The sequence below is a fragment of the Microvirga subterranea genome (assembly GCF_003350535.1).
Classification (GTDB): Bacteria; Pseudomonadota; Alphaproteobacteria; order Rhizobiales; family Beijerinckiaceae; genus Microvirga; species Microvirga subterranea.
The window spans coordinates 66,697-92,314 of the sequence record NZ_QQBB01000006.1 but is presented as its reverse complement, the minus strand read 5'-3'; the positions used below and the strand labels follow the sequence as shown (position 1 = coordinate 92,314).

General features: G+C 67.2%; 18 protein-coding genes and 1 pseudogene. 8 read left to right on the top strand and 11 right to left on the bottom strand.

Annotated elements, in window-relative coordinates; all coding sequences use genetic code 11:
* The first annotated feature begins 389 nt into the window (after nucleotides 1–389).
* Nucleotides 390–692 (top strand): hypothetical protein, encoded by a 303-nt coding sequence (locus tag DES45_RS15895; protein ID WP_114771009.1) that lies wholly within the window; start codon nucleotides 390–392, stop codon nucleotides 690–692.
* 335 nt (nucleotides 693–1,027) lie between these two features.
* A complete protein-coding gene (locus DES45_RS15890) occupies nucleotides 1,028–1,330 on the top strand; it encodes a hypothetical protein (RefSeq protein ID WP_114771008.1) in 303 nt (100 codons plus the stop codon).
* Nucleotides 1,331–1,340: 10 nt separating this feature from the next.
* Here DES45_RS15890 and DES45_RS15885 read toward each other — a convergent pair whose 3' ends face one another.
* The 5 genes from DES45_RS15885 to DES45_RS15865 form a co-directional block, all read right to left on the bottom strand.
* Nucleotides 1,341–2,627: an NAD(P)/FAD-dependent oxidoreductase gene (locus tag DES45_RS15885; protein WP_114771007.1), complete on the bottom strand. Its 1,287-nt coding sequence runs from the start codon at nucleotides 2,625–2,627 to the stop codon at nucleotides 1,341–1,343.
* Between the two features lie 55 nt (nucleotides 2,628–2,682).
* The gene (locus tag DES45_RS15880; RefSeq protein WP_114771006.1) at nucleotides 2,683–4,818 is read right to left on the bottom strand and encodes an adenylate/guanylate cyclase domain-containing protein; all 2,136 of its coding nucleotides are present in this window, start codon (nucleotides 4,816–4,818) and stop codon (nucleotides 2,683–2,685) included.
* Nucleotides 4,819–4,928: 110 nt separating this feature from the next.
* Complete coding sequence (locus DES45_RS15875; protein WP_114771005.1) at nucleotides 4,929–5,441, bottom strand: GAF domain-containing protein; 513 nt, start codon at nucleotides 5,439–5,441, stop codon at nucleotides 4,929–4,931.
* Between the two features lie 39 nt (nucleotides 5,442–5,480).
* Entirely contained in the window at nucleotides 5,481–7,583 is a 2,103-nt protein-coding gene (gene pbpC, locus DES45_RS15870; RefSeq protein ID WP_114771004.1) for a penicillin-binding protein 1C, read from the bottom strand.
* Between the two features lie 2 nt (nucleotides 7,584–7,585).
* Complete coding sequence (locus DES45_RS15865; protein WP_114771003.1) at nucleotides 7,586–12,826, bottom strand: alpha-2-macroglobulin family protein; 5,241 nt, start codon at nucleotides 12,824–12,826, stop codon at nucleotides 7,586–7,588.
* 120 nt (nucleotides 12,827–12,946) lie between these two features.
* Here DES45_RS15865 and DES45_RS15860 point away from each other — a divergent pair, with 120 nt between their 5' ends.
* Nucleotides 12,947–14,350, top strand: a complete 1,404-nt coding sequence (locus DES45_RS15860) for a peptidoglycan-binding protein (protein WP_114771002.1) — start codon at nucleotides 12,947–12,949, stop codon at nucleotides 14,348–14,350.
* A 17-nt stretch (nucleotides 14,351–14,367) separates the two neighbouring features.
* Here DES45_RS15860 and DES45_RS15855 read toward each other — a convergent pair whose 3' ends face one another.
* The 6 genes from DES45_RS15855 to DES45_RS15830 all read right to left on the bottom strand — a co-directional run bounded on the left by DES45_RS15855 (nucleotide 14,368) and on the right by DES45_RS15830 (nucleotide 19,965).
* Complete coding sequence (locus DES45_RS15855) at nucleotides 14,368–16,179, bottom strand: ABC transporter ATP-binding protein (RefSeq protein WP_114771001.1); 1,812 nt, start codon at nucleotides 16,177–16,179, stop codon at nucleotides 14,368–14,370.
* 274 nt (nucleotides 16,180–16,453) lie between these two features.
* A complete protein-coding gene (locus tag DES45_RS15850) occupies nucleotides 16,454–16,996 on the bottom strand; it encodes an MOSC domain-containing protein (protein ID WP_114771000.1) in 543 nt (180 codons plus the stop codon).
* A 73-nt stretch (nucleotides 16,997–17,069) separates the two neighbouring features.
* Nucleotides 17,070–17,516: a DUF488 domain-containing protein gene (locus tag DES45_RS15845; RefSeq protein WP_114771298.1), complete on the bottom strand. Its 447-nt coding sequence runs from the start codon at nucleotides 17,514–17,516 to the stop codon at nucleotides 17,070–17,072.
* A gap of 120 nt (nucleotides 17,517–17,636) precedes the next feature.
* Nucleotides 17,637–18,176, bottom strand: coding sequence for a cyclase dehydrase (locus DES45_RS15840; protein ID WP_245571748.1), 540 nt, complete (start codon nucleotides 18,174–18,176; stop codon nucleotides 17,637–17,639).
* 45 nt (nucleotides 18,177–18,221) lie between these two features.
* The gene (locus DES45_RS15835; RefSeq protein ID WP_114770998.1) at nucleotides 18,222–19,397 is read right to left on the bottom strand and encodes a zinc-dependent alcohol dehydrogenase; all 1,176 of its coding nucleotides are present in this window, start codon (nucleotides 19,395–19,397) and stop codon (nucleotides 18,222–18,224) included.
* Between the two features lie 142 nt (nucleotides 19,398–19,539).
* Nucleotides 19,540–19,965, bottom strand: a complete 426-nt coding sequence (locus DES45_RS15830; RefSeq protein WP_114770997.1) for an NUDIX hydrolase — start codon at nucleotides 19,963–19,965, stop codon at nucleotides 19,540–19,542.
* 201 nt (nucleotides 19,966–20,166) lie between these two features.
* Between DES45_RS15830 and DES45_RS26100 the strand changes: the two are divergent.
* The 5 genes and pseudogenes from DES45_RS26100 to DES45_RS15810 form a co-directional block, all read left to right on the top strand.
* Nucleotides 20,167–20,448: pseudogene (locus DES45_RS26100) on the top strand (inositol monophosphatase family protein); the annotation flags it as partial.
* 70 nt (nucleotides 20,449–20,518) lie between these two features.
* Nucleotides 20,519–20,962 (top strand): inositol monophosphatase family protein, encoded by a 444-nt coding sequence (locus DES45_RS26095; RefSeq protein WP_281024093.1) that lies wholly within the window; start codon nucleotides 20,519–20,521, stop codon nucleotides 20,960–20,962.
* 227 nt (nucleotides 20,963–21,189) lie between these two features.
* A complete protein-coding gene (locus DES45_RS15820; RefSeq protein WP_245571768.1) occupies nucleotides 21,190–22,203 on the top strand; it encodes an ABC transporter substrate-binding protein in 1,014 nt (337 codons plus the stop codon).
* Nucleotides 22,204–22,321: 118 nt separating this feature from the next.
* Nucleotides 22,322–24,505 (top strand): ABC transporter permease, encoded by a 2,184-nt coding sequence (locus DES45_RS15815; protein WP_114770995.1) that lies wholly within the window; start codon nucleotides 22,322–22,324, stop codon nucleotides 24,503–24,505.
* Entirely contained in the window at nucleotides 24,502–25,614 is a 1,113-nt protein-coding gene (locus DES45_RS15810) for an ABC transporter ATP-binding protein (protein ID WP_245571747.1), read from the top strand. The genes DES45_RS15815 and DES45_RS15810 overlap by 4 nt, the downstream gene beginning before the upstream one ends.
* Nucleotides 25,615–25,618: the final 4 nt, after the last annotated feature.

Sequence of the window (25,618 nt, the reverse complement as noted above, 5' to 3'; positions counted from 1 at the left end):
GATGACCTCGCTCTTCGTCGCCGGACGATCTCCCCCAGGGACTCTCTCGAAGAGCGGACCGTGACGCTCAAGGGCTCTTGTCAACAGCAAAGCGGCGCGTCATCCCGGCAACTCTGCCCGCGCAACCCATTATTGCCACAATACGCGCAAGACTCGGGCCAGCTATGCCCTTAAAATACCATCGAAATCAGACGACCTGTCGCGACGCGACCTCAACCTGGGAGCCTGGCCGTTGGGTGGATCTGCCCTTGCCATACAATGCTATTCGTCGCGGATGCCGTTGCGCCGGCCTGCCGCTGCTACAGGTCCTCGGTCGCGCATGCGGCAGGAGGCGAAAGCGGCCTGCCGATCGATAGGACCCCACATGCTTCGTGGGGAGGAAACCTGAGATGAAGGATTTCGACGAGGAATACGCCAAGCGAGTCCGGGAGGGATGCTTCAAGGCGATCCTGGATGCGTCGGTGAAGGATGGAAAGCTGCTGCTGAGCGAGCGCGAGATCTATGACGGGGTGATGAGCGCCATCGCCATGATCCACTCGTCGCAGGACGTTCCTCCCACTACGGAGGCAACGGCGCTCGTCTCCGAGGCGATCGCCCAGCATTTCCGCGACAGGGTCAAGGAGTTGAAGGCGGTCCAGGAACAGGTCGGCGCCTCCCCCCTGGGGGCTTTCCGGAAAGAGAACATGCACTGACCAGGCGGCGGCAGGCACGCGCGCGAGCCGTGCTCTTTCCGTCGTCATTCAGACGTCCTGCCTCGACCCGGTTTGAGAAGTTGAGCCCAACGGTCGGGTTCGACACTCCCCGACCTGCCGGCGCTCAAGCGATCGTGACAGGCCTTCGCTCAGACACGCCGCACCCTCGCCATCGATGCCGAAGCCCTTGTGCAGGCTCGTGATTAGGGCCCGCGTCCTTCCTCAAGCGCGCCTCTGCACGGGCGGTCCCTCCCGATCCGGGGTTGCCTTCCTTAACGGAAGGATGGGAGGAAGCCGTCCTTACTGCGTTTCGAGATTCGATTTGGGAGATGTTGATGCGTTCATTCTTTGCATCCTGCCTCGTTCTGCTCATAGGCTCCGCGAACGCCCTCGCGGCCGATACGGAGCCGGCGCTCGACCAGGATACGGTCCAGGCACAGTTCCGCTCTGTCGACCGGACCTATTTCCGCGAGCATCGGCTGCGCGCCTATGAGCGAACCCGGGCGGGAATGAACCAAGGGGCGACCTGTGTTACGCCGAAGGGCGTGTGCTGGATCGGCGAGCCGGTGTCCCAGGGCGATTCCTGCTCCTGCGAGAGCCGCCGCTTCGGGACGACCTCAGGCACGGTCGGCGGCTGAGGCCCCACCCTCAGGAGGCGCGGTACTCGCGAACCGCATCGGCTGCCTGATACGACCAGTAGGTCAGCTGAGCGGCGGCGCGTCCCAACACGCCGCCGTTCCAATCCAGTCCGAAGGGCGCGAACAGGCGATAGCGGTCGCTGTCTCCGCCGATCCCCTCGGCGATCACCGTCCCGCCGATGGCCGTCGTGTTCATGCCGTGCCCACCGAAGGCGGTGCAGAACCAAACACCCGGGCGAAGCTGCCCGATTTGCGGCATGAGGTGGCGCGCATAGGACATGAGGCCGGACCATGCCACCTCGACCTTCAGGCCGCTGAGCTGGGGGTAGGTTCCGACCATTTCGCGCCTGAGCAACGCCGCGATGTTCCGCGGGTCCGTCGTGCGCGTCGTGATGCGGCCGCCCCAGAGGATGCGGGTCCCTCCGTCGACGAGGCGGTAGTAGTCTCCCGCCCTCCGGTCGTCGAGAACCGCCGCGGAAGTGCGGATGGCGCTGCGCACCAGATCCGGCGCCTGCTCCGTCAGGAGCACGTAGGTCGCGATGGGCAGGAAGGAGCGCTTGAGGTCCGGCAGAATCGCTCCCGTATAGCCGCCGGTCGTGACCAGCACCTGCTCTGCCTCGATCTGAGCCCCGGCCGTCCGGAGGATCTTGCGCGGCCCCTCCAACTCCGCCGACACGACACCCGAGTTCTCGTAGATGGCGGCGCCGCATCGCGCCGACTCCCGCGCGAGAGCCCGGCCGTAATTGAGCGGATGGAAGTGGAAGGCCTGCTCGTCGACGAGCCCTTCTCGGTACTTCGGCGAGACGAACATGGCCCGCACCTCGTCGCCGGAGAGATGGCGCTGCCTCAGCCCGAAATCCCGCTCCATCCTGTCGCGCGTCTGGCGCAACGCACCGCGCGAATCGTAGCGCAGCGCCTTGACGATGCCGGGAACGGGCTGAGCCTCCGTGATGCCGAGATCCGCGATATTCCGGCGGACGATCTCGACCCCTTCCATCGAGAGCCGGTACAGCTCGCCGGCCTGATCTGGCCCCACCCGGTGCTCGATGGTGGACAATCCGGTCGCGTAGCCGGCCGACACGAAGCCGCCGTTTCGCCCCGAGGCGCCCCAGGCGACGCGTTGCGCCTCGAGCAGGACCACGGAGCGCCCGCGGCGTGCCAGCTTCAAGGCCGCCGTCAGGCCCGCAAGGCCGCCGCCGACGATGCAGATGTCGGTCCTGATGCGCCCTTCGGCACGCGGGTAGCTCTCGGGCGTGGCGAGCGTTCGGCTGTAATAGCAGTCGATATAGGCGGACATGGTTCGGGCAAGCTGGTGCGGAGCGGGAATGGCGGTCGGTGCTGGGAAAACCGCCTCAGGACCGGGTCAGGGCGCCGTCGGCGGAAGCTGCCTCGAGCTTAGCATGGCAGCGCTGCAGATAAATCTCGAAAAGCCGGTCGCCGGGCGCGTCGGTTACGAGGTCCGCGAGCCGGGCCGCCGAATCCTCCCAGCGCCCGGCCTCGTAGCTGGCGCGCGCCTTTTCCCAGGCTTCGAGCGTCGAAAGACGCTCGGGAAATGGTTCCAGATCCGGCTCGTCCGTCAGGGTGGTCCCGAGAAGCTCATGGACGGTGATCGGGCGATGCGCGCCCTCTGGCACGGTCTCGTCGACGAAGCGGAAGACAAAGTCGTCGCCGGCGGCCTTCCGGACGTCCTCGCTGACGAGGATCGTCGTGCCGTAGCGCTTGTTCAGCTTCTCGAACCGCGACGCCATGTTCACCGTGTGACCCAGGGCCGTGTAGTTGACGCGGTCGATCGAGCCGACATTGCCGACGACCGCCTCGCCCGTATGCAGCCCGAAGCGCGTCTTCATGGGCGCTCCGCCCTCAGCGGCGAATTCTGCGTTGAGCCGGTCGAGCCGTCGCGCTGCGCGCAAGGCGCCGAGACAGGCGAGCGACACATGGTCGTCGCGCTCCTCGGGCGCGTTCCAGAACGCCATGATGCTGTCGCCGATGTACTTGTCGATGGTTGCGCCGGAGCGCACGAGCTCGCTTCCGATCTCGTTGAAGTAGCGCGAGGTCTTGGCCATCACGGCCTCGGGATCGAGCCCTTCCGCCATGGTCGTGAAGCCGGCGACGTCGGTGAAGAGCACCGTGATGGGCTGGCGCTTTCCGCCGAGGTCGGACGAGAAGGTGCGCCCGACGATCCCGCGCACGAGGGCATTCGGCACGTAGCGCATGAAGTTGCTGAGCGCGATCTCGAGGGTGTCGATAGCGCGCGAGAGCTCCTGCACCTCGACCACCTGGGACGGCGGCCGGCGCGCATGCCCGAACTCGAAGCGCATGATGCGGCGGATGTCCTCGGCGGCGCGGCGCAGCGGCAGGGCGAGATGGCGCGAGGCCAGCATCACGATCAGCAGGGCCAGCGCGACCGAGCTGGCGGAAATCACCAGAAGGCTCGTCCGGATGCTCTCGGCCGGCCCCATCATCGTCTCATACGGGATGGCAAGGCTGATGATCAGGTTGTCGAATCCCTGCCCCACCCGCTCCGTGCGGCCGAAATAATCCTCTCCGCCGACCGAGAACGACGTGCTTCGCGCCTGCCCGCCCGGGGTCTCCTGGTAGATGCGGAACATGCCGCTGAGGAGAGGCGATCCGAGATCGGAGATCGTCAGGAGCCGATCCTCGCGGTCCGCCTGTCGGATCTGGCGATAGGAGCCGCCGCGGGGATGAGCGATCAGCGTGCCGGAGGTGTCGAAGATCAGCAGTTCGAGTTCCGGCGGGAAGCGCAGGCGATCGAGATACTGGTCGAGGCTCGCGAGGGTCATGTCAATGCCGAAGACGGCCCCGTCCCTCTGGCGCGCCTGCCGCGCCAGCGTGATCCCTGCCTCCGGTACGTTCGCGAACCGATACGGAGGCGTCAGGATGATGCCGGCGCTCGCCATGCTCGCCCCATACCAGGGCCGCTTGCGAGGATCGAACGTGGTCGGCTGCGGCGGCATCCGGCGGAGTTCCCTTCCCTCGCCGTCAGTGACGATCCAGGTCGCCATCTGGCCGTCCGCGGTCGGCTCGACGAGCATGAACGCATAGGCAGCGTTCTCCGGGCCCGGGCCGATTTCAGGCGGGCGCACGCCGTCGAGGCTCTGGACGACCACATGGCTCCCGTCCCCGCGGCCGACGAAGATTCCCATCGCGGCTGGCAGCGCCCGGTCAAGGTCCTTGAGAACCGGCGTCAGCACGGCGGCCAGCCGCTCCAGGGGCAGGTCTGGATCGATGGTGAGCGATGCGGTGTCGAGCACCGATCCGGCGACGCGGAGGCTGCCCGCGATCTCGTCCTTGATGCTGCCGGTGATCCGCTGGAAATCCTCCTCGGCGTCCCGGAATGTGAGTGCGGTGAGCTGGTAATGGTTGAACCCGATCAGGGCGCCGGAGATCGCCAGGACGATCAGGGTGAAGACGAGCGCAACGACGGCCTGCAGGGACCAGAGGACCGGCTTTCGTCCCGCTTGCTGCATCAGCCTTCACCCCTGCGAGGTTCCGAACGGCCAGCCAGGGCCGACCGCATCAGTAGCACGGGACGGCGACTTCTCGAAAGGGAGCCGGGAGCCGCGGCTCGGAAGCGACCTCAGACGCCGCTGAAGCCCTCAGCCATGTCCGAGGCGTCGAGATAGATCCGGACCAACTGCTCGCAGCCGGCCCGATCCTCCTCGTCGAAGCGCTCCGGATGCGGGCTGTCTAGGTCGAGGACGCCGAAAACCTTGCCGTCCTTGATCAGGGGCACGACGAGTTCCGACCGGGAGGCGCTGTCGCAGGCGATATGGCCCGGGAAGGCGTGAACGTCGGGCACCAGGACCGACTCGCGGCGCTCCACGGCCGTGCCGCAGACGCCCCGCCCGACGGGGATGCGAACGCAGGCGACCTTGCCCTGGAACGGCCCCAGCACGAGACCCGAGCCGCGCATGAAATAAAATCCAGCCCAGTTCAGGTCGGGCAGCAGGTCGTAGAGCAGCGCCGACATGTTGGCCGCATTGGCGATGGCGTCCGGCTCGCCGTGGAGCAGCCCGGTGAGCTGCTGGGCGAGAGACGCGTAGAGATCCTGCTTGCTGGCGGATTGGGGGAGCGCGGTCAGTGTGAACATGGGCCTGATGTATGGGCCGGGGGAGGCCTTGTCCAGACGTCACTCCAGCCGCACCACGACGCTGTCCGTGGCGCCCCGCGCGTCGATGACCGAAAGCCGGATGAAACCGGCCCCTTCCGGCTGCCAGGACGCCTCCCGGCGCAGGGTGCCGGTCTCCACGGGAGCGCCGTCCACCATCCAGGTCAGCGGCGGCACGCCGCCCGAAGCCTTCAGGACGAGGCTCCCGTGTTCCTCCATTTTGGACGAGAAGCCGAGATCGACCCGCGACCCATCGAGCGGAAAGGCGATTTTGAGCGGAGCCTGAACGGTCGACGCGATGGTCTTCGGGACGTCCTGACGCACGTGGCGCAGGGGCGGCGGCAGGGTCGCGGTCGTGGCCTGGAGGGCGAAGGGCGGCATGACGAGCGGCTCCGGCTCGACCCCGAGACGCCCGAACGCGTCGAACAGGATGGGAGCGGCCACGAGGCGCCCCACGAGCCCCGGCACCGCCGTGCCGTCGGGCCGTCCGACCCACACGCCGATGGTGAACTGCCGGTCGTAGCCGACGGCCCAGGCGTCCCGGTAGCCGTAGGACGTGCCGGTCTTGAAAGCGATGCGCCCGGCGAGCGCATTGTCCGGCGGCGGCGCCCCGCGAAGGACATCGAAGACGTACCAAGCGGAGACCGGATCGGCGATCCGCCGGAGCGAAGTCTGCGGGGCCTCCTCGTCCGCGCGTCGCAGCAGGCTCGGCACCTCCCCTCCCCACGCGAGCCCGGCATAGAGGCGCGTCAGGTCCGCGAGCGTGATCCCAAGACCGCCCAAGCCGATGGCGAGGCCGGGCGCCGCTTCCTTCGGCATGGCGACGGCGATCTCCGTCTGGCGCAGGCGGGCGAGCAGGCGCGCGGGCCCGAGTTCGTTCAGGAGTTCCACTGCAGGCACGTTAAGGGAGAGCTGGAGCGCCTTGCGGGCCGTCACGGTGCCTTGGAAGGCAAGATCGAAGTTCTCCGGCTGATAGAGGCCATACCGGGACGGGCGGTCGTCCAGGAGCGTCTCGGGATGGGCGAGGCCGTTCTCGAAGGCGAGCGCGTAGATGAAAGGCTTCAGGGCGGAGCCGGGCGAGCGCACGGCCGCAGTCATGTCGATCGCCCCCGCCCGCTCCCGGTTCATGTAGTCGGGGCTTCCGACCTGCGCGCGCACGGCGCCGGTGGCGTTGTCGATCACCAGGATGGCGAGCGACAGTCTGGCGTCGAGCCGGTCGATGCGCTCGCGCGCCAGCCGTTCGAGGCTTGCCTGGAGACGACCGTCGATGGCGAGACGATGCATGCTCCGGTCCGGGCGCTGCGCCACGGCAGTTTCGGCCGCATGTGCAGCCAGCATCGGGAACGGGCGGCGGGCGTGCGGCACGGGCTCCGCCTTCGCGGCCTCCGCTTCCGCCGCGGTGATGACGCCGCGCTCCCGCGCCCGGTCGAGCACGCGGTCGCGCGCGGCCTTCGCAGCCTGAGCGAAGCGGTCAGGGCGACGCGTCTCGGGCGATTGCGGCAGCGCCACGAGGAGAGCCGCCTCGCTGAAGGACAGGCGCTTCGGCTCGCGCCCGAAATAGGACAGGCTCGCGGCCCGCATGCCTTCGAGATTGCCCCCATAGGGCGCCAGCGTCAGGTACAGGCGCAGGATCTCGTCCTTCGAAAGGCGGCGCTCGAGTTGGAGGGCCCGCACCATCTGGCGGAGCTTTGCGGGAATCGTGCGCTCGTCGCGGGGTTCCAGCAGACGCGCCACCTGCATCGTGAGCGTGGACCCGCCGGACACGACGCGGCCGCTGCCCACGAACTGCGCCGCCGCGCGCAGGAGCGCCCGGGGATCGACGCCGGGGTGACGTTCGAAGCGCGCATCCTCGTAGGCCTTCAGCATCGCCACATAACGCGGATCGGCGTCCACCGTCTCGACCGGCAGCCGCCATCGGCCCTCACGCGTCGCGAAGGGGCGCAGCAGCTGTCCATGGCGATCCAGCACCACGGTCGAGCGGTTCCCGGCGACGGACAGATCGAGCGGCCCCAGTCCCTCGACGAAGCGCCAGAAGGCAAAACCGGGAGCCAGGACGAGGCACGCGAGTGCGGCGGCGAGGATCGCCCCTCGCCATCGCCGTCGCGTCGCCGTCCGGTTCGTCATGGCTATCGGACCTGCATCACCTCGACCGAGCCGAATGCTGTGCGACCGTAGCGCTCGGGCCGGTACATGTCCTCCACCTGGGCGCCGGGATGCACATAACGCCCCGGCGAAACGGCGCGGACCATGTATGCCACCGTGAAGAAGGCGGGCTGGTCCGGCTGGCGGTCGAATGCCGCCACGAAGCGGTCGTCGCGGTACTCGGTGTGGGCGGGCTCCACATCGCGCTTCAGCCAGGTGAGGGACGCGACCGTGTCGCTGTCCACGAGCTTCGGGTTGTCGATCTCGAACCCGGCCGGCAGGCGGTCCACCAGGAGAACGCGCGCTTCCCGCGCCTGCGCCTCAGTGACCTTCAGGACGACCACGAGGCGATCGTTCTGCTGCACGGAGGACGGCTGGATCTCGCTGCCGTCGAGGCGATAGTAGCTGCGCTCCACCGTATAGCCGCGGGCGATCGCCGGCTCAGGCTCCACCGGATTGCCCGAAACGGTGACGACCGCCTGGACCGGCGCAGCGCCCCCATTGGCGATGGTAACGGGATTGCCGTCGCCGAGTGCGGCGTCCTTGTAGGTGCGGTAGAACGCTCCTTTATGCTCGGCTCCGTCGGCCTTGAGCACGATGCTGCCCGCGTCGCGCGCCACCCCTAGTGCGGCGAGCACGAGCCATGCCTGCTCCTGCGTGCTCGTGCGCCGGGTTCCGCGCTCCTCGTCGACGATCTTCGCGACCGGCTGGACGATCGCGGAAGCGTTGTCCGACTCGGATGCCAGCGCCAGAAGCCCCGCGCCGTCGCGCAGGCGCGAGCCGTAATCGGCGCGGTACTCTCCGGTATCGCGCCCGCTCCGCAGCACGTCAACGGCCGCCATGAAGGTCTTCTGGGCTCGTGCGCGGTCGCCCAGCAGGGCAAGCGCCGCCGCGATCTGTCCACGGGACAAGGGTGATGCGAAGGCATCCATCTTGGTGTCGGCGAGATAGCGCAGGTCGCCCATGACGGGCCGGCCGTTGCGCGCCAGCACATAGGCCGCGTAGGCGAGATCCGAAGCGTTCTCCTCGACCTGCGTGGTGTTGGCCACGAAGTTGCGCAGGCGGTCGAGCGCGAGGTTGAAGGCCACTTGCGGCACCGGGAAGCCGCTCTCCCGCGCCCGGGTCAGGAAATCGCTCGTGTAGGCGTCGAGCCAGATGTCGTCGCCGCCCACCGACCACAGGCCGAAGGAGCCGTTGGAATCCTGCCGCGCCAGGATTCGCTCGATGGCGCTGCGCACCCGCTCGTCAGCCTTGGCGTCGAGGGAGAGGTTCTCCTCCTCGGCCAGGCGGTTGACGTAGAGCAGCGGCAGGGCGCGGCTGACGATCTGCTCCGTGCACCCGTAGGGATAACGGTCGAGGGCCTTGAGCAGCCCCGGCACGTCGAGGCTCGCCAGCGGCGAGACCGAAACCGAGACGGTTCCGGTCCCGGCGAGGATGTCCGCCACGAGATCCTTCGACAGGGTGAGGCTCGCGCCCGGCGCGATCGGCTGGATCGTCCGGCGCGCGAGTGCGCCAGTGCCGGGCTGGATCGCGACCGTGAAGCTCTGGGTCAGCTCCTCGATATTCGGGCCCTTCAGGGTTACGTCGATGACGGCCGTTCCCTGGCCGCCCGCCGTGACCGGGATGGTGACGCCGCCCTTCGCCTTCGCGTCCAGCTTGACCGTCGAACGCAAGGCGTCCGCGGCCACCAGGATCGGGCCGCGGATGTCGAGATCGACCGTATAGTCGCCGGCCGGACCTTCCACGTTGTCGATCTGCATGAAGAAGCGCGAACGGTCGCCGACCGACAGGAAGCGCGGAAGCGTCCCTGCGAGCACCACGGGATCGCGCACGATCACGTCCGAACTCGCGCTGCCGACGCGGTCCCGCGTCCAGGCCACGGCCATGACGCGCGCCGTTCCGTTGAAGGCCGGGATGTCGAAGGAAACGTTCGCCGTTCCGTCCGCCTCCACCTTCACCACGCCGGAGAAGCGTGCGAGCGGCTCCTGGGTCGGCGGGATGCCGTCGAGAGGCTTAGGCTCCATGTCGCCGCCGGACCGGATGGCGCCGCGGGTGCCCTGCATCCCGTCGATGAGATAGCCGTAAAGGTCGCGAATCTCCGAGGAGAGCTGCTTCTGGCCGAAGAAGTATTTAAGCGGATCCGGAGCCTCGTAGCGCGTGAGGTTGAGGATGCCCACGTCGACCGCCGCAACCGTGATCCGCGCCTCCTCGCCGGGCGCGAGCCCCGAGACCTTGATCGGCAGGTTCAGGGTGCCCCGCGGCCTGATCTTCTCCGGCGCGTTGAGGCCGACCTGAAGGTCGCGCGATGCGCGGTCGATCTCGAACCACGCGGTCCCGAGGGAGCGCCCCGGCATCCGCTTCGCCGCCTGGTCGAGCGGCCGATGGGCGAGCGCCACGAGATAGGCGCCCGGTCCCCAGGATGCCTGCACCGGCACGCTGACGTTCGAGCCCTCGGCCGCGACGTCGACCACGCGGATGTCGTGCACCCGGTCGCTCACCAACGCGAGGGTCGCCTTGCCCTTGAAACGCGGATTGAGGCGCAGCTGCATGGTGTCGCCGCTGCGGTAGCTCGCCTTGTCGAGGCTCATGTCGAGGAGATCAGGCGTGTCGGCCGTCTGGTCGCCGGACCAGCCGACCGTGAAGGACAGGCTCGTCTGCGCCGTCTCGCCGAGGTCGGCGGCGGTCACGTCGAGCCGGTAGGTGCCCCATTCGACGGGCGCGGAAATGCGCGCGGGCGCATCGGCCGCCACGTTGATCCGCCCGTCCGCCACCCGGCGTGTGTTCTTGACCGGCTCGTAGCCCCAGCGTCCGTCCGAGTTGTACCATTGGTAGCGGCGCTCGATCTTGGACAGCCGCCAGACCACATTGGCATTGGCAAGGCGCTTGCCCGCCGGGTCCGCAAGAACGACGTCGAAGGTGGCGTTCGCCCCCTCCCCGAGCTGCCCGGAGAAGTTCTTGCGCACGGCCACCACCGGACCTTTCGGCAGGATCGGCAGAGTCAGGCTGCGCTCCACCGCCCGCCCGCCGTCCTCGGCCACGCGGAGAACGATCCTCGCCTCGGTCGGACGGGGTGCCGCCACGTCCTGCACCGGAACCTGGAGGCTCGCGCGGCCCTGCGCATCCGTCGTGGCGCTCTGCTCGATCTCCGCCGTGGAGGCCTCGACCGTCTCGTCGACGAGGCCGGTCGTGTAGCCGTCGAGCCCCTTGATGCCGGAGCCGGATGCCGCCGCGACCGTGACCTCGCCGCTGACCGAGAGCCCGGAGCCCGGAGCGCCGTAGAGATAGCGCGCCGAGAGGTCGATCGGCGCCGGCTGCCCCGGCCGCAGCGCCTCCACCTTCGGCGTGAGGGTCAGCTCCAGGCGCTCGGGCACGTAATCCTCGACCAGGAAGCTCGCATCGCCGACGGACGAGCCCTTGGGATCGGTATAGGCGGCAATCCGCCAGGTGCCGCGCAGCGATCCCGGCAGGATAGGGATCGACAAGGCGCGGCCGCCGAGGCCCTGGTCCTCGACCAGCGCCCGGCGGTACTCGACGCCATCGGGGCGCCGCACCACGATCGTGAGCGGCACGCCCGGGACCGCGACGCCCTTCTGGTCGCGCAGGAGCGCCGTCAGCGCCACGGTCTCGCCGGTGCGGTAGACGCCGCGCTCCGTATAGAGGTAGGCGTCGACGGCGCCGGACGCAGTCCGTCCCTTCACGCCCCGGTCGGTCAGATCGAAGGCGGCGGTGCCGAGATCGAGAAAACCGTAATCGACGCCTTCGGTCGCCACCACGAGGCCCGGCGCAAGCCCTCCTTCGCCCCTTGCTAGACCGGGATCGAAGGCGGCGACGCCCATGGGGTCCGTCTTCTTTGTGGCGAGCACCTCGTTGTTGCGGGCAACCAGCCTCACCTCCACGTCGGGGCGCGGTTCGGCGCTGGCGAGCGAGCGCACGAAGACCTGCACGCCGCCCTTGCCGGTGAAGGCGGTCAGGCCGAGATCGGACACCACGAACCATTGCGTGGCGATGTTCTCGTAGGCCTCGGCGCTTTCGTTATCGATCGCCGTGCCATCATGAGGCTTCGCGGTCATGACGTAGACGCCGGGCTCGAGCTTGCCGACTGCCTCCATGACCGGGAAGGCCGTGATCACGTCGCGATTGAGGTCGGAAGCCGTATCGAGGGTGCCGTTCCAGATCTTCAGGCCCTTGTCGCGGGCGATCTCGGCGGCGGAGTAGCGGGTGAGCTGCCCAAGGAAATCGTAGGAGCGCACGGTCGGCAGCAGGTTGCGGTCGCCGATGCGGTAGACCTCGACATCGACCTTGGACGCGTTCACCGACACGACCGGGATGCCCTCCTGCCCCGTGCTCGGCAGGACGTAGTTGCGGCCGGTGAAGCGGGCTTGGGGGGCGCGGTCGCGCACATAGACCTCGTAGTCCGCGGCCTTGAGGAGGCTCTCCCCCACGGAGGACGGCAGCCCCTGGCGCAGGACGATGGCGTAGCGCTCGCTGTGCTTAAGCCCGTCGACGCAGAGTTGCTGCCCCTCGGCCGATACCGCCGCATTGGCATTGCCGGAGACCGCCACGTAGGGCGCGAAGTCCACCTTGCCGGCCGCGAGCGGATCGGAGAACTGGAAGCAGACGCGGGGCGAGGCCGAATCCGAATCCACCTTGAAGTCGGTTACCCGGAAGCCGTGCTCCTCGCGGAGCTGCTCGTAGGTGGAGCGGACATTCGGGTTGTCCTGGACCTTCAGGCTCGCCGCATAGGCATTGAGCGAGGGCCGCCAAGCCTGTTGTCCCGCATAGACCTCGCCCAGGAGAGCCAGGGCGGCAGCCTCGTCCGCCGGGTTCGAGGCGCGCTGGTAGGCGGCGTAGGCCGCCGTGACCTGGCGCTCCTGGAGGCGATAGCGCTCGTCCCAGTCGTTGCCGGGATCGACCGCAAGCGCCGCACGGGCATAGCCGGTCCAGTTGGCCGGATTGGCCGGTTCGGCTGCGATGGCGCCGGTATAGAGGTTCAGGGCGAAGCGGGCATTGCCCCTGGTCAGGGCGATGTCGGCCTCCCGGCGCAGCTGCGGGGCGGGCTTGCCGCCCATGAAGCGCGCCCCCTCGGTTTTGAGGGTCTGCTCCAGCCGGACGGTCTGGCTCGCCAGCTCGTCCTGCACGTAAGCTTTCTGCTGCGCCTGGACCGGTGCCATCCCGGCCATCAGACCCGCAGCAACGAAGGCGGCACGCAGCAGAGACCGGACCATGGCTTGTTCCTTGCATTCACCCGTCGATGGGCTGTGGAACTTTAGCACCACGTCTCCGGCTCGGCACTAGCGTCGCGGGTCGTCCTTTGTGAATATGATCCGCTATTCGAGGAACCCGAAATGCTCTGCGCCTCTCTGCGAGCCCTTATCCTGCCTCTTGCCGTGCTCGCGGCCGCGACGACGGCCCTTTCTTGCGGCCGGGCGGCGGCGCAGGCCCCTCTTTCCCGGGCACCGGTCCCCGACCCCGTGGTGGATGCGGCCCGGCAGGCCTTCGAGGCGCTGCCCGAGGCGGACCGCAAGGCCATCCAGGATTCCCTGATCTGGACGGGCGATTACAGCGGGGTCGCAGATGGGACCTTCGGGCGCCAGACCTTCGCGGCCATCGCGGCCTACCAGGATCGGGCGCGGCAGCCGGCGAACGGCGTTCTCACGACCCAGGCCCGGTCAGCCCTTCTAGCGGCGGCCCAGCACGCCCGGACCGCCGCCGGCTTCACCGTGATCGACGACCCGAAGACGGGACTGCGCATCGGCATCCCGGCAAAGCTGCTGCCGAAGCAGGACGTCAACCCGAGCGGCGGCAGCCGCTGGCAGAGCCAGGACGGCAAGGTCACCCTCGACACCCGCACGGCTCCGCCGGACGCCACCCTGCAGTCCCTCTACGACCGCAACCTCGCGATCCAGACACCCGGGCGTGTGGTGAGCTACAAGGTGCTGCGTCCGGATTTCTTCGTGATCGCCGGGGAGACGCCGGCGGGTAAGTTCTACACGCGCTACAGCAGCGGCCCGGCGGGGCTGCGCGGCTTCTCGATCGGCTACGACAAAGCCGTGGCGCCACAGGTCGACAGGCTCGTGGTCGCGATCGCCAACAGCTTCACGCCCTTCCCGGCGGCTCCGACAGTTGCGGCAGCTCCGCAAAGCGCGCCGCCCGCACCGGCCCCGCAGCCGCAAGCCCAGCCGCCGGCACAGAAGCTGGTCGGAACCGGGCTGGTCGTCGGCCCCAGGCGAGTCGTGACGGCCGGGTCCTTTTCATCGTGCCCCGCCCCGACCGTCGCCGGCGCGAAGCCGCAGAAGATCGGCGGACAAGGCGTTCTCGTGCTGGACTTCGCGGTGGACCTGAAGGCGCAGCCCTATGCCCCGACCACGGCAGCCACCGACGAGGGCGCCGCCCTTCTGATCGTCGCCTTTGCCGATGAGAGTGGATCTGCACGCCTCTCGGCAGCGCCCGGAACGGCTGCCGGCCCGGGGCGCGTGACAGCTCCGTTGCAGCCGGGAGCAAGCGGAGCGCCAATTCTCGACATGAGCGGCGCCCTGGTTGGCCTGGTCGGAGCGGTTGCAGGCGATCAGCGCAAGGTCGCGGGCATCGTTCCGGCGACGAGTTACCCTCTGGTCCCGGCCGCCGATCTCGCCAAAGCGGCAGCCGCTCCGGCAGCATCGCAAACGGAGGCGCCGACGCAGAAGCGAAGCGCCGCCGATATCGTCGTGGCGCTCCGCCCGTCTCTCGTGCCGATCGTCTGCGGCCCCTGAGAGGAGCCCGCCGCGGCCTACTCCGCCGCGAGGCCGACTCCGCGACCGCGCGTGAACTTGAGCCCCTGGTGATCGCAGAGGCGGCGGTAGAGCCCGCCTTTGCGATAGAGAGTCTCGTGCGAGCCCTCCTCCACGATTCGGCCCGTGTCGAAGACCAGGATGTGGTCGAGGGCGCGCACGGTCGAGAGCCGATGCGCGATCACGATGGAGGTGCGCCCCTCCATGAGCCGCTCCATGGCCTGCTGGATCAGCACCTCCGACTCCGAATCGAGTGCGGAGGTCGCCTCGTCCAGGATCAGGATCGGCGCATCGGCCAGGAAGGCACGCGCGATCGCCACGCGCTGGCGCTCGCCGCCCGACAGCTTCACGCCGCGCTCGCCCACGAGCGTTCCGTAGCCCTTTGGCAGGCGCATGATGAAGTCGTGCGCGTTGGCGAGCCGCGCCGCACGCTCGATCTCCGCCATGCCGGCGCCCGGACGCGCATAGGCGATGTTCTCGGCGAGCGTCCTATGGAACAGGATCGGCTCCTGCTGCACGATGGCGATCTGGGAGCGGAGCGAAGCCTGCTGTGCCGCAGCGATGTCCTGGCCGTCGATCCGGATGGCGCCTCCGCTCAGGTCGTAGAGCCGCTGGATCAGCTTGACGAGCGTCGTCTTGCCGGAGCCAGACGGCCCCACCAGCCCGACGCGCTCGCCGCCCCGGATCGTGAGCGACAGGTCGCTATAGAGCGGCGTCTCGTGGCCCGCGTAATGGAAGTCCACATGATCGAATGCGATCTCGCCCTGCCTGATCCGGATCGGCGCCGCTCCCGGCCGGTCGACGACGCCGAAGGGCTCGCGATGGATCTCGACGAGTTCCTCCATGTCGTTCACCGAGCGGCGCAGGTTGTTGATGTGCATGCCGACGTCGCGCAGGTAGCCGTGGATCACGAAATAGGTCGTGAGCACGTAAGCCAGATCGCCCGGCGTCGCCTGACCGTTCCACCAGAGCCAGAGCGCGGTGCCGATGATGGCGGCCCGGATGGCGAGCAGCGCGATGAACTGCACCGTGCCGCTGTTCGTGCCGCGCTGCCAGACGCGCCGGGTCCGGCTCTGCCACTTGTCGAGAACCCGCGACAGGCGCGAGTCCTCCCGCCGCTCGGCCCCGAAGGCTTTCACGACCGCGTTGCAGCTCAAAGCATCCGCGAGCGTGCCGCCGACCTTCGTGTCCCAGGCATTCGCGAGGCGCGCAGCCGGCGCGACGTAGCGCGTGGCAAGGAAGGCCGTCATGACGATGAAGGTCACGGTGCCGATGGCGACGACCAGTCCCATGACGGGCCAGTGCAGCCCGAGCACGACCATCGATCCGACGAGCACGACCAGCGACGGCAGGAGGGCGAGCAGGAGCGTGTCGTGCATCAGGTCGAGGGCCCACATGCCGCGCGTGATCTTGCGCACGGTCGAGCCGGCGAAGCTGTTGGCGTGCCAGTCGGTCGAGAAACGCTGCACGCGCGCGAAGGCATCCTGCGCCACGCGGTTCATGACCCGCAGCGTCAGCTCCACGATGCCGTAGAAGGCCAGGTGCCGCATGACGATCGTCACGAGGCCGAGCCCCGTCATGAAGGCGAACGCCATCAGGGCCACGCGGAGAGCCGCGTCGCGCTCGGCCGCGCCGACCGTGATGGCGTCGACCAGCTGCCCGGCGAAGACGGGCATGAACACGTCGGCCAGCGTCGACGTCATCATGGCGGCCACGATGAGCGCGACGTAGCGCGGCTGGTCGCGCCAATGCCGGAAGGTGAATCGCAACACGTCGCGGGTCGTGTCCCCGCTCTTGGTCTCTCGAGTCATGGGATGAGCAGGCCGCCCGGGGCGGACCTCTCCTGGATGCAGAGGAGCGGTCTGGATGACGGTCCTAGAAGGCGTCGAATGCCGCTCGTCGAATGGAAATCGGGTTCAAGGGTGCGGGACGTCTCTGTCCCGCTTCGTCCGGCCTAGCGCGCGGACGCGGGAGGGGTGTTCAGCAAGCATTTGATCGCCATGCGCTCCTCCCTCTCTGAAAACAAACCCACGCATAGGTAACTCATTCACGCGGGCTTGGCAACCAGAAGCGAGAGCCCCACGCTCAGACGCAGGCGAGCGGCCGATGCGGCCCGTCCGGAAGCTCCACGCGAATCGCATCGCCGGGGCTCACGTCGCCACCCGCAAGGACGATCCCCATCACGCCGGACTTGCGCACGAGGTTGCCTTGGGCGTCCCGACCGAGAACGGCCTTCATCATGCCCTTCCGGAAGCGATCGATCTGGACGCAGGGATTGCGAAGGCCCGTCACCTCGATGGTCGCGGCATCGCCGATGTGCAGGCGCGCGCCTTCCGGCAGGCCGAGGAGGTCGATGCCGCGCGTGGTGATGTTCTCGCCCATCTCGCCGGCGCCGACGTTAAATCCCGCTGCGTTCAGCTCGTCATGCAACTCGCCATGGATCAGGTGGACCTGCCGCAGATTGGGCTGGGTCGGGTCCTTCGCCACCCGGGACCGGTGCTTCACCGTCTCTCCCGCGTGCGCATCACCAGCGACACCCAGCCCGGCCAGGAGGCGGATGCTGAGCTGGTTCCTCTTGCCGAACGAATGGGAAGCGCTGCTGCTGACGGCCGTGACAATCGCACCCATCTCTTCACGCGCTCCACCTTCGGGCCTTATCGGCAGGCACCTGATTGTGATGAGCGCCGCTTGTCAAGAGACCTTACGGAACGGCCAAGTCCACCACGCTCCAGCCCCGCCGGGCCAGGCGCTCGGAAAGGACGCGACGGTGGCAATTCGTGGGGTCGCGTTCGAAGCAGAGCAGGCAGATCGGCCGGGCATCCGCAAGGGTCGCCAGTTCCTCGAAGGATTCCTGCCCCTGCGGCGTGTCCAGCACCTCCTGGCAGAAGATGCGGCGCATCAGCTCGCCGTCCCCTGCCCGCGCAGCCTGCCGCCCCTCCTTGGGCGTGCCGAGCGAGCGGAAATGCTCGTAGCCGATATCCCGACCGGCGAGCGCCTCGCGTAAGGAAGACTTGGAGAACCCGCGCTTGCGCGACAGCGCCACCGCGCGCACGTCGGCGAGCGTCGCGACGCCGGCATCCTGAAGAACGGTGAGGAAGCGGTCCATGTCCGCTCCCTCGTAGCCGATGGTGAAGATCTGTTTTGTCATGTGGGCATGGTAGCGCATCGTGCGGAAAAGGGGACCAGGCCTTCCGCACGATGCGCTTGCTCAACGAGCCTCGGATGAGCCCCATGGAGCGGGACCCGTTCCTTGGTTTGCTCGGTCTGCTTACATGGACGGCCGCGGGAACTCGTTCCCCTGCGGCTGCGTGTAGGGACGCAACGCATCGGGAATGCGCATGTCCCGCGGCGCCTGGAAGTCGCTGGCCGCACCGCGCATCTGCATGGCAGGTTTCGGCAAGCCGCTGCGATCGCTGTAGTCCCAGCGCAGCTGGCGCGACTGCGGCGGCTGTCCGGTCAGCGCATTGGCGCAGATGATGTCGAGCACCGTGACGCCGGCGACGGCGCCGGTCGCCATGATGACCCGGTCGCGCTCCGCATTGGGATCGGCCAGACCCTTGCCGAGTGTGGCGAGATCGAGCGCATCGCCCGCCACGCGCCCCCAGATCCAGGGGGTCGGGTCCCGCGACGCGAGAATGCCGACGCCGGTCATGATCTCGCGCACGCCATAGGCGCGCAGGAGCTTTTCGTTCTGCTCCATGCCGAGCCAGCGGGCGACGCCTTTGCCGCCGAAGACCTCGACGGCGCCGAGGGCGATACTGAACCACCCGAGCCCTCGCGCAAGCGCGTCCGCGGACTCGCGGGACATCTGCGCAGATCGGCGGTTTCGATGATGAGCCATGACAATACCTCGTTAGGGCTTGAGAACGACCTTGATGCAGCCGTCCTTCTTGTCTCGGAAAGTCTCGTACATCTCGGGACCCTGCTCGAGTCCGACCGTGTGGGTGATGACGAAGGACGGATCGATCTGGCCTTCCTGGATCCGGCGCAGGAGGTCGTCGGTCCAGCGGTTCACATGGGTCTGACCGGTGCGGATCGTGAGGCCCTTGTTCATGACGGCGCCGAACGGGATCTTGTCGACGAGACCGCCATAGACGCCCGGAACCGACAGGACGCCGGCCGGCCGGCAGACATACATCATCTCACGCAGAACGTGAGGCCGGTCGGATTCCAGCATCACGGTCTGCTTGGCGCGGTCGAGGAGCGTGTCCGGATGGTTCATCGACACATGGGACTCAAGGCCAACCGAGTCGATACACTTTTCGGGCCCCTTGCCGTTCGTGAGTTCGTTGAGGCGCTCGATGACGCTCTCCTCCTCGAAGTTGATCGTGATGGCGCCGCCGGCCTTCGCCATGCTCAGGCGCTCCGGCAGGCGGTCGATGGCGATCACCTGCTTGGCGCCCAGAAGGAGCGCGCTGCGGATCGCCATCTGGCCCACGGGCCCGGCGCCCCAGATCGCGACGGTATCCGTCGGCTCGATGTCGCACTGGACGGCTGCCTGCCATCCTGTCGGGAAGATGTCGCCGAGGAACAGCACCTGCTCGTCGGTCAGGCCGTCCGGGATCTTGATGTGCGTCTTGTCCGCATACGGCACCCGGACGTATTCCGCTTGCCCACCCGGATAGCCGCCGGTCAGATGCGTATACCCGAACAGGCCTGCGGTCGTATGGCCAAAAGCAGTCGCGGCCAGTTCGGCGTTGCGGTTGGTGCGCTCGCAGACCGAAAAGTTCCCACGTTTGCACTGGTCGCACTCGCCGCAGATGATCGTGAATGGCACGACCACCCGATCGCCAACCTTGAGGGCGCTCTTCGCATCCTGCCCAACCTCGACCACCTCGCCCATGAACTCATGGCCGACGATATCGCCCTTCTTCATGCCCGGCATGAAGTGATTGTAGAGATGCAGATCCGAGCCGCAGATGGCGCAGCTGGTCACCTTGATGATCGCGTCGCGGGGGTGCTCGATCTCGGGATCGGGAACCGTCTCGCAACGAATGTCACCCTTTCCATGCCAGCGCAGCGCCTTCATGAAAACCTCTCCTCGACTGAACGGGACAAAAACGGCCGAGCTTTCGCCCGAGCCTCATTCCGTGAGGAAAAGACTTCCGGCGGACGTTGCGTTCCCTGGGAGGCTTAAAAATTCGATGCGCTACCCCGTCGTGGGCACCGCGTCAGACGTGCTCGGGAAGGCTGCGGATCAGCTCGGCCAAGGCCGGCTCCAGAACCTGGTGAGCGGCCTCCTCGACCTCGAACCAGCGGGCGTCGCGCTGGCCTTTCTCCCGCCACGAGCTGAGCTGCTTCGACACCTCGAGCGGGTAGACGTCGACCCGGCACAGGTCGAAATGGGATGCGCGTCGCTTCCAGTAGTCGTAGTGGCCGAGGGGCTTCTGCTTGATCTCGCCTTTGACCCCCGCTTCCTCCACGGCCTCCTGCGCGGCCGCCTTGTGAGGCTTCTTGCCCTTCATGGGCCAACCCTTGGGAATGAGCCAGCGCTTGGTCTCTCGTGACGTCACGAGAAGAACCTCGACCTTGCCGTCCTTGATCCGGAATGGGAGCGCTGCGACCTGGCTGTGTCGTTCTTTTAGGGTTCGGGGCATCGAGGGGTGGGTAGGATTCCTGCGGTTTGTGACAAAAGCCTAGTTGATTGGAGCCGGCTAATAAAGGATCAATTTCTGTGGCCTGAGTGACATCGTTCTTCCCGTGAACGGCACGATGCTCGAGGAGCCATCGTGAACGAGCAAGCATGACGGCCTGATAACAAAGAAAGAGGCATTTTGATCCGGGAGGCGAGCTGGGCCATGACGACAGAGGGTTTGGACACGAGACTGGTGGCAGCCTGCGCCATCGCCCGGGATGCCGGGACGCTGGCCCGCCGGCGCTTTCTGGAGCGGCCGCGGTCGCAGCTTCCGGACTTCAAGGGGCATCAGGACTTTCTGACGGCGACCGACTCGGAGGTCGAGGAGATGGTCCGGAGCCGTTTGGGCGAGCTCTTCCCCGATGATTCCTTCTTCGGCGAGGAAGGCGGCGGCTCCTTCGACCGGGACGTCTGGGTGGTCGATCCCATCGACGGGACGGCGAACTTCGCCCGCGGCATCCCGCATTTCGCGATCTCCATCGCGTTCGTCCGGGACAACCGGCCGGGAAATCGGCGTGATCTACGACGTCATGCACCACGAGCTCTACATGGCGCAGCGCGGCAAAGGAGCCTTCCTCAACGGCCTTCCGATCCGCACCAGCGGCCTGGCGGACATCCGCAGCGCCACTGTGGAGGCCGGCTGGTCGACGCGGCTGGCCCATCATCCTTACGTCAGCCTTGTGGAAAACCTGAAGGTGGCCGGCGCCAACGTCCGGCGGGCCGGATCGGGAACCCTGGGCCTCGCCTATGTGGCTGACGGTCGGATCGACGCCTATTGCGAGTTGCACATCAATTCCTGGGACGCGCTCGCAGGCCTCCTGATCATCGAGGAGGCCGGGGGCTGGACCAACAACTTCCTGGCCAAGGATGGATTGCGCAAAGGCAACCCCATTCTCGCCTGCACGCCGGAACTGGCCGAGACGCTGGTGGCCGCGACCGGCATCGCCAAGGAGCCCTGATGCAACTTCAGGCATGTGGGCTTCCGCACGGGGCAGCCGGACCGGGGGAGGCATCGGTCGCCGGCGAGCGGACCGTTCCCCATCATCCCAAAGCCGCACCTGAATCCGAAGCGGGGGCCCTTGACCCGCAGTCACAATGGTTGGAGCTTAGCCAGCCAAGAAAAACAAAATTGAACCAGAACGGGAGGATATCGATGAAACTTCGGAAGAACCTTATTGCCGCAACGATGCTGGCCGGGGCCAGCGCGGCGCTCTCCTTCATGTCGGCGGGCGCCGCGCAGGCCCAGGGCGCGCTCGTGATGTATTGCGGCGTCCAGGAGGAATGGTGCCGCGCCATGACGACCGCCTTCGAGCGCGAGACGGGCATCAAGGTTTCCATGACCCGCAAGAGTGCGGGCGAGGTTTTCGCTCAGGTCAAGGCAGAAGCCTCGAATCCGCGTGCGGATATCTGGTGGGGCGGCACGGGCGATCCGCACATGCAGGCGGCCGAGGAAGGGCTCACCGTCGAGTACAAGTCGCCGAAGATGGGCGAATTGCAGGACTGGGCCGTGCGCCAGTGGGAGCAGTCGAAGAACCGGACCATCGGCATCTACTCGGGCGCTCTCGGATTCGGGTACAACACGGAACTCATCAAATCCAAAGGCATTCCCGAGCCGAAATGCTGGGCCGACCTTCTCAACCCGAAACTCAAGGATGAAGTTCAGGTAGCTGATCCGAACTCATCCGGCACGGCCTATACGCTTCTTGCGACCATCGTCCAGTTGATGGGTGAAGAAAAGGGCTTCGATTACCTCAAGTCTCTTCACAAGAACATCAATCAATACACCAAGTCCGGCGCGGCCCCAGCGAAAGCCATGGCGCTTGGCGAAACGACTGCGGGCATCGCCTTCATGCATGACATCGTCACGATGGTGGTGGACAAAGCCCCGGTAAAGGTTGTCGCTCCTTGTGAGGGCACGGGTTACGAAATCGGATCCATGTCGATCATCAAGGGCGCTAAAAATCTGGAGAATGCGCAGAAGTTTTACGACTGGGCTCTCACCCCGGCGGCCCAGAAGCTCGGCGCCGAGGCAAAGTCCTACCAGGTGCCCTCCAATAAGAGCACGCCGATCCCTCCGCAGGCGCCCAAGCTCGAAGAGATCAAGCTGATCAACTTCGATTTCGCCAAGTACGGCTCTTCGGACGAGCGCAAGCGCCTGCTGTCCAAGTGGGACAACGAGGTCAAGAACCTGCCGAAGTAGTACGGCCCGACCTGTACTTCCGGCGAAGCGAGGCATCGCCGGAAGTCTTCTACCATAGAGTTTCCCAGGAGCGGGTTTCGCCTGAAGCCCGCTCCGAAGACGTCAGGTGAGAACAGACATGTCGCGAGCCACCCTCGGCTGGATCATCCTGGGATGGATCGGTTATGCCCTCCTGCCCTGGTACGGCCTCGATGCCGCACCGACCTTCAGCGACTATCTCGGCGGCGGATCAGGGCTCGTGCGCGGGCTGACAGGTGCGTGGTGGCTCCTGCCCATTCTCGTCCCGCTCCTCATGTCGCTGTGGCCGTCCGTGCGTTCGTCACGGAGTTCCGACGGCGACTGGCTCATCGCCTCGGGCGCGCTCGGCCTGGCGCTCATCATCCTCCAGGGCTTCACCATCGGCCTGAACGGATGGACTTTCGATGGTCTGAAGGCGCTCTTCGGCGAGCCCGGCCCACGCCAGGGCGGCATGGGCTACGGCGCAGCGCTCACCGCGGCGGCCTTTCTGATCGTCCTCTGCCACGGATTCGCGGCCCGCGGCTGGTGCCGGGGCGATGCCTTCGTCACCTCGTCGATCGGCGTCGTGATCGCCCTGATCCTCGTGTTCGTGTTCTTCCCCGTCAGCACGATCCTGGCGAGCGCCTTCGCAGACAACAACGGCAACTTCGCCCCGGGCGAGTTCGTCGTGAAATTCATGGACCGGTCGATCTGGGGTCTGGACTGCCTCACGAGCGACCTGCGCTGTGGCGTCGCCTGGAATACGCTCTTTCTCGGCCTGCTGGTCGGCGTCGGCACCACGGCTCTCGGGCTTGCCTTCGCGCTGATCGCGACCCGGACGGCGTTCCGCTACAAGAAGCTCCTGCGGGTGATGAGCGTGCTGCCGATCATCACGCCGCCTTTCGTGATCGGCCTCGCGCTCATCCTCATGTTCGGACGCTCCGGCGCGCTCTCGTCCGTGCTGTGGGAGTGGCTCGGCATCCCGCGCTCACGCTGGATCTACGGCCTTCCGGGCGTCTTCATCGCGCAGCTTCTCGCGTTCACGCCGATCGCCTTCCTGGTCCTCATCGGCGTGGTCCAGGGCATCAGCCCGTCGCTGGAGGAGGCGTCCCAGACCCTGCGGGCCAAGAGCTGGACGACCTTCCTGACCATCACGCTTCCGCTCATGCGGCCGGGCCTCGCCAATGCGTTCCTTCTCGGTTTCGTGGAAAGCCTCGCCGATTTCGGCAACCCGCTGGTGCTCGGCGGAAACTATGAGGTCTTGTCCACCAAGATCTTCTTCGCGGTGGTGGGCGCGCAGCAGGACCAGGGACGTGCGGCGGTTCTGTCTATCATCCTGCTCGCCTTCACGCTCGGAGCCTTCTGGCTCCAGCATGCGTGGCTGGGCAAGAAGGTCTACACCACCGTCACCGGCAAGGGCGACGCGGGCATTCCCCTGCCCCTCCCCCGCCGCGTGGCGATCGCCTCCTATCTCACGGCGATCCCGTGGGCGCTGTTCACGCTCGCGATCTATGCGATCATCATGGTCGGCGGCTTCGTGCGCTCCATGGGCCGCGACTACACACCCACCCTCGACCACCTCCTGACCGCCTTCCGCATCGAGAATACGGAGCGCGGCCTCTACTTCTCCGGCTCCGCCTGGGATTCGTTCTTCGCGACCGTGAAGGTCGCGGCGCTCTCGGCGCCGCTCACGGCCGCCATCGGCCTGCTCACCGCCTATCTCCTGACGCGCCAGCGCTTCTCGGGCCAGCGCGCCTTCGAGTTCGGCACCCTCCTGAGCTTCGCGATTCCCGGCACCGTGGTGGGCGTGTCCTACATCCTGGCCTTCAACGTGCCGCCGATCGAGATCACCGGCACCGGCTTCATCCTCGTGATGTGCTTCGTGTTCCGCAACATGCCGGTGGGCGTGCGCTCCGGCATCGCGACCCTGAGCCAGATCGACAAGAGCCTAGACGAGGCTTCGCTTACGCTCGGAGCGCGTTCCGCCACCACCATGCGCCGCGTGGTGCTGCCGCTTCTGCGGCCGGCGGTCGTCGCATCGCTGGTCTATTCCTTCGTGCGCGCGATGACGGCGGTGAGCGCCGTGATCTTCCTTGTGACGGCGGAGTACAACATGGCCACGACCTACATCGTCGGCCGCGTCGAGGCGGGTGAGTTCGGCCTCGCCATCGCCTATTCCACCGTTCTCATCATCGTCATGCTGCTGGCCATCGTCGTGATCCAGCTCGCGGTGGGCGAGCGGCGTCTCGGCAGACGCTCCGCCGCCGCCAATGCCAACCCCGTTGCCGTCCAGGCTGTGCCATGAACCAGATGACCTCCCTCCTCTCCCCCCGTTCGGCCACGTCGAAGAAGCAGGCGGCCTCGGTCGAGTTTCGCAACGTGACGAAGCGCTACGGCACCGTCACGGCGGTGGACGATGTATCATTCATCATCGACGCGGGACAGCTCGTCACGCTTCTCGGCCCCTCCGGCTGCGGCAAGACCACGACCCTGCGCATGATCGCCGGGCTCGAGATGGCGTCGAGTGGCCAGATCCTGATCGGCGGAAAGGACGTCACCAACCTCTCGGCCGCGGACCGGGACGTCAGCATGGTGTTCCAGTCCTACGCGCTCTTCCCGCACATGTCGGTGCTGGAGAACGTCGCCTATGGGCCATCCGTCCAGGGCGCGTCGAAGAAGGACGCGCAGGCGATGGCGATGGAGAAGCTGGCGCTCGTCGGCCTCACCGGCCTCGAGAAGCGCGTACCGTCCGAGTTGTCTGGCGGCCAGCAGCAGCGCGTGGCGGTGGCGCGCGCCCTCGTGCTCGAGCCGCAGGTCCTGCTCTTCGACGAGCCGCTCTCGAATCTCGACGCCAAACTGCGCCGCCGGGTGCGCGAGGACATCCGCGAGCTGCAGCAGAGCCTCAACCTCACGGTGGCCTATGTGACTCACGACCAGGAGGAGGCGCTCGCCGTCTCCGACCGGATCATCGTCATGTCGAATGCCCGCATCGCCCAGACGGGCACCCCGCGGGAGCTCTACGAGGAGCCGGCGGACCTGTTCGTGGCCGACTTCATTGGCGACGCCAACATCCTGAACGGTACGGTCGTGGGCCTGACCGGGCCGCAGGCGCGCGTGCAGGTCGACCGCCTGCACATCGACCTTCCCCATCGCGGCGCCGGCCAGGGGCCGGTGAAGCTCGCGGTCCGGCCCGACGCCATCCTGATCGACGAGAGCGGCCCGCAGCCCGGGGAGATCGCCGGTCAGGTCCGCAAGGTCTCCTATCTGGGCACGCAGATCGAGTACGAGGTCGAGAGCCCGATCGGCGAGCTCTTCGTCGTGCAGTACGGCCGCAAGGAGCCCATTGCGGCGGGCACACCGGTGTCGATCTCCTTCGCGCTGCAGCGCGGCGTCGCGATCATCCCGGGCGCCTAGAGGA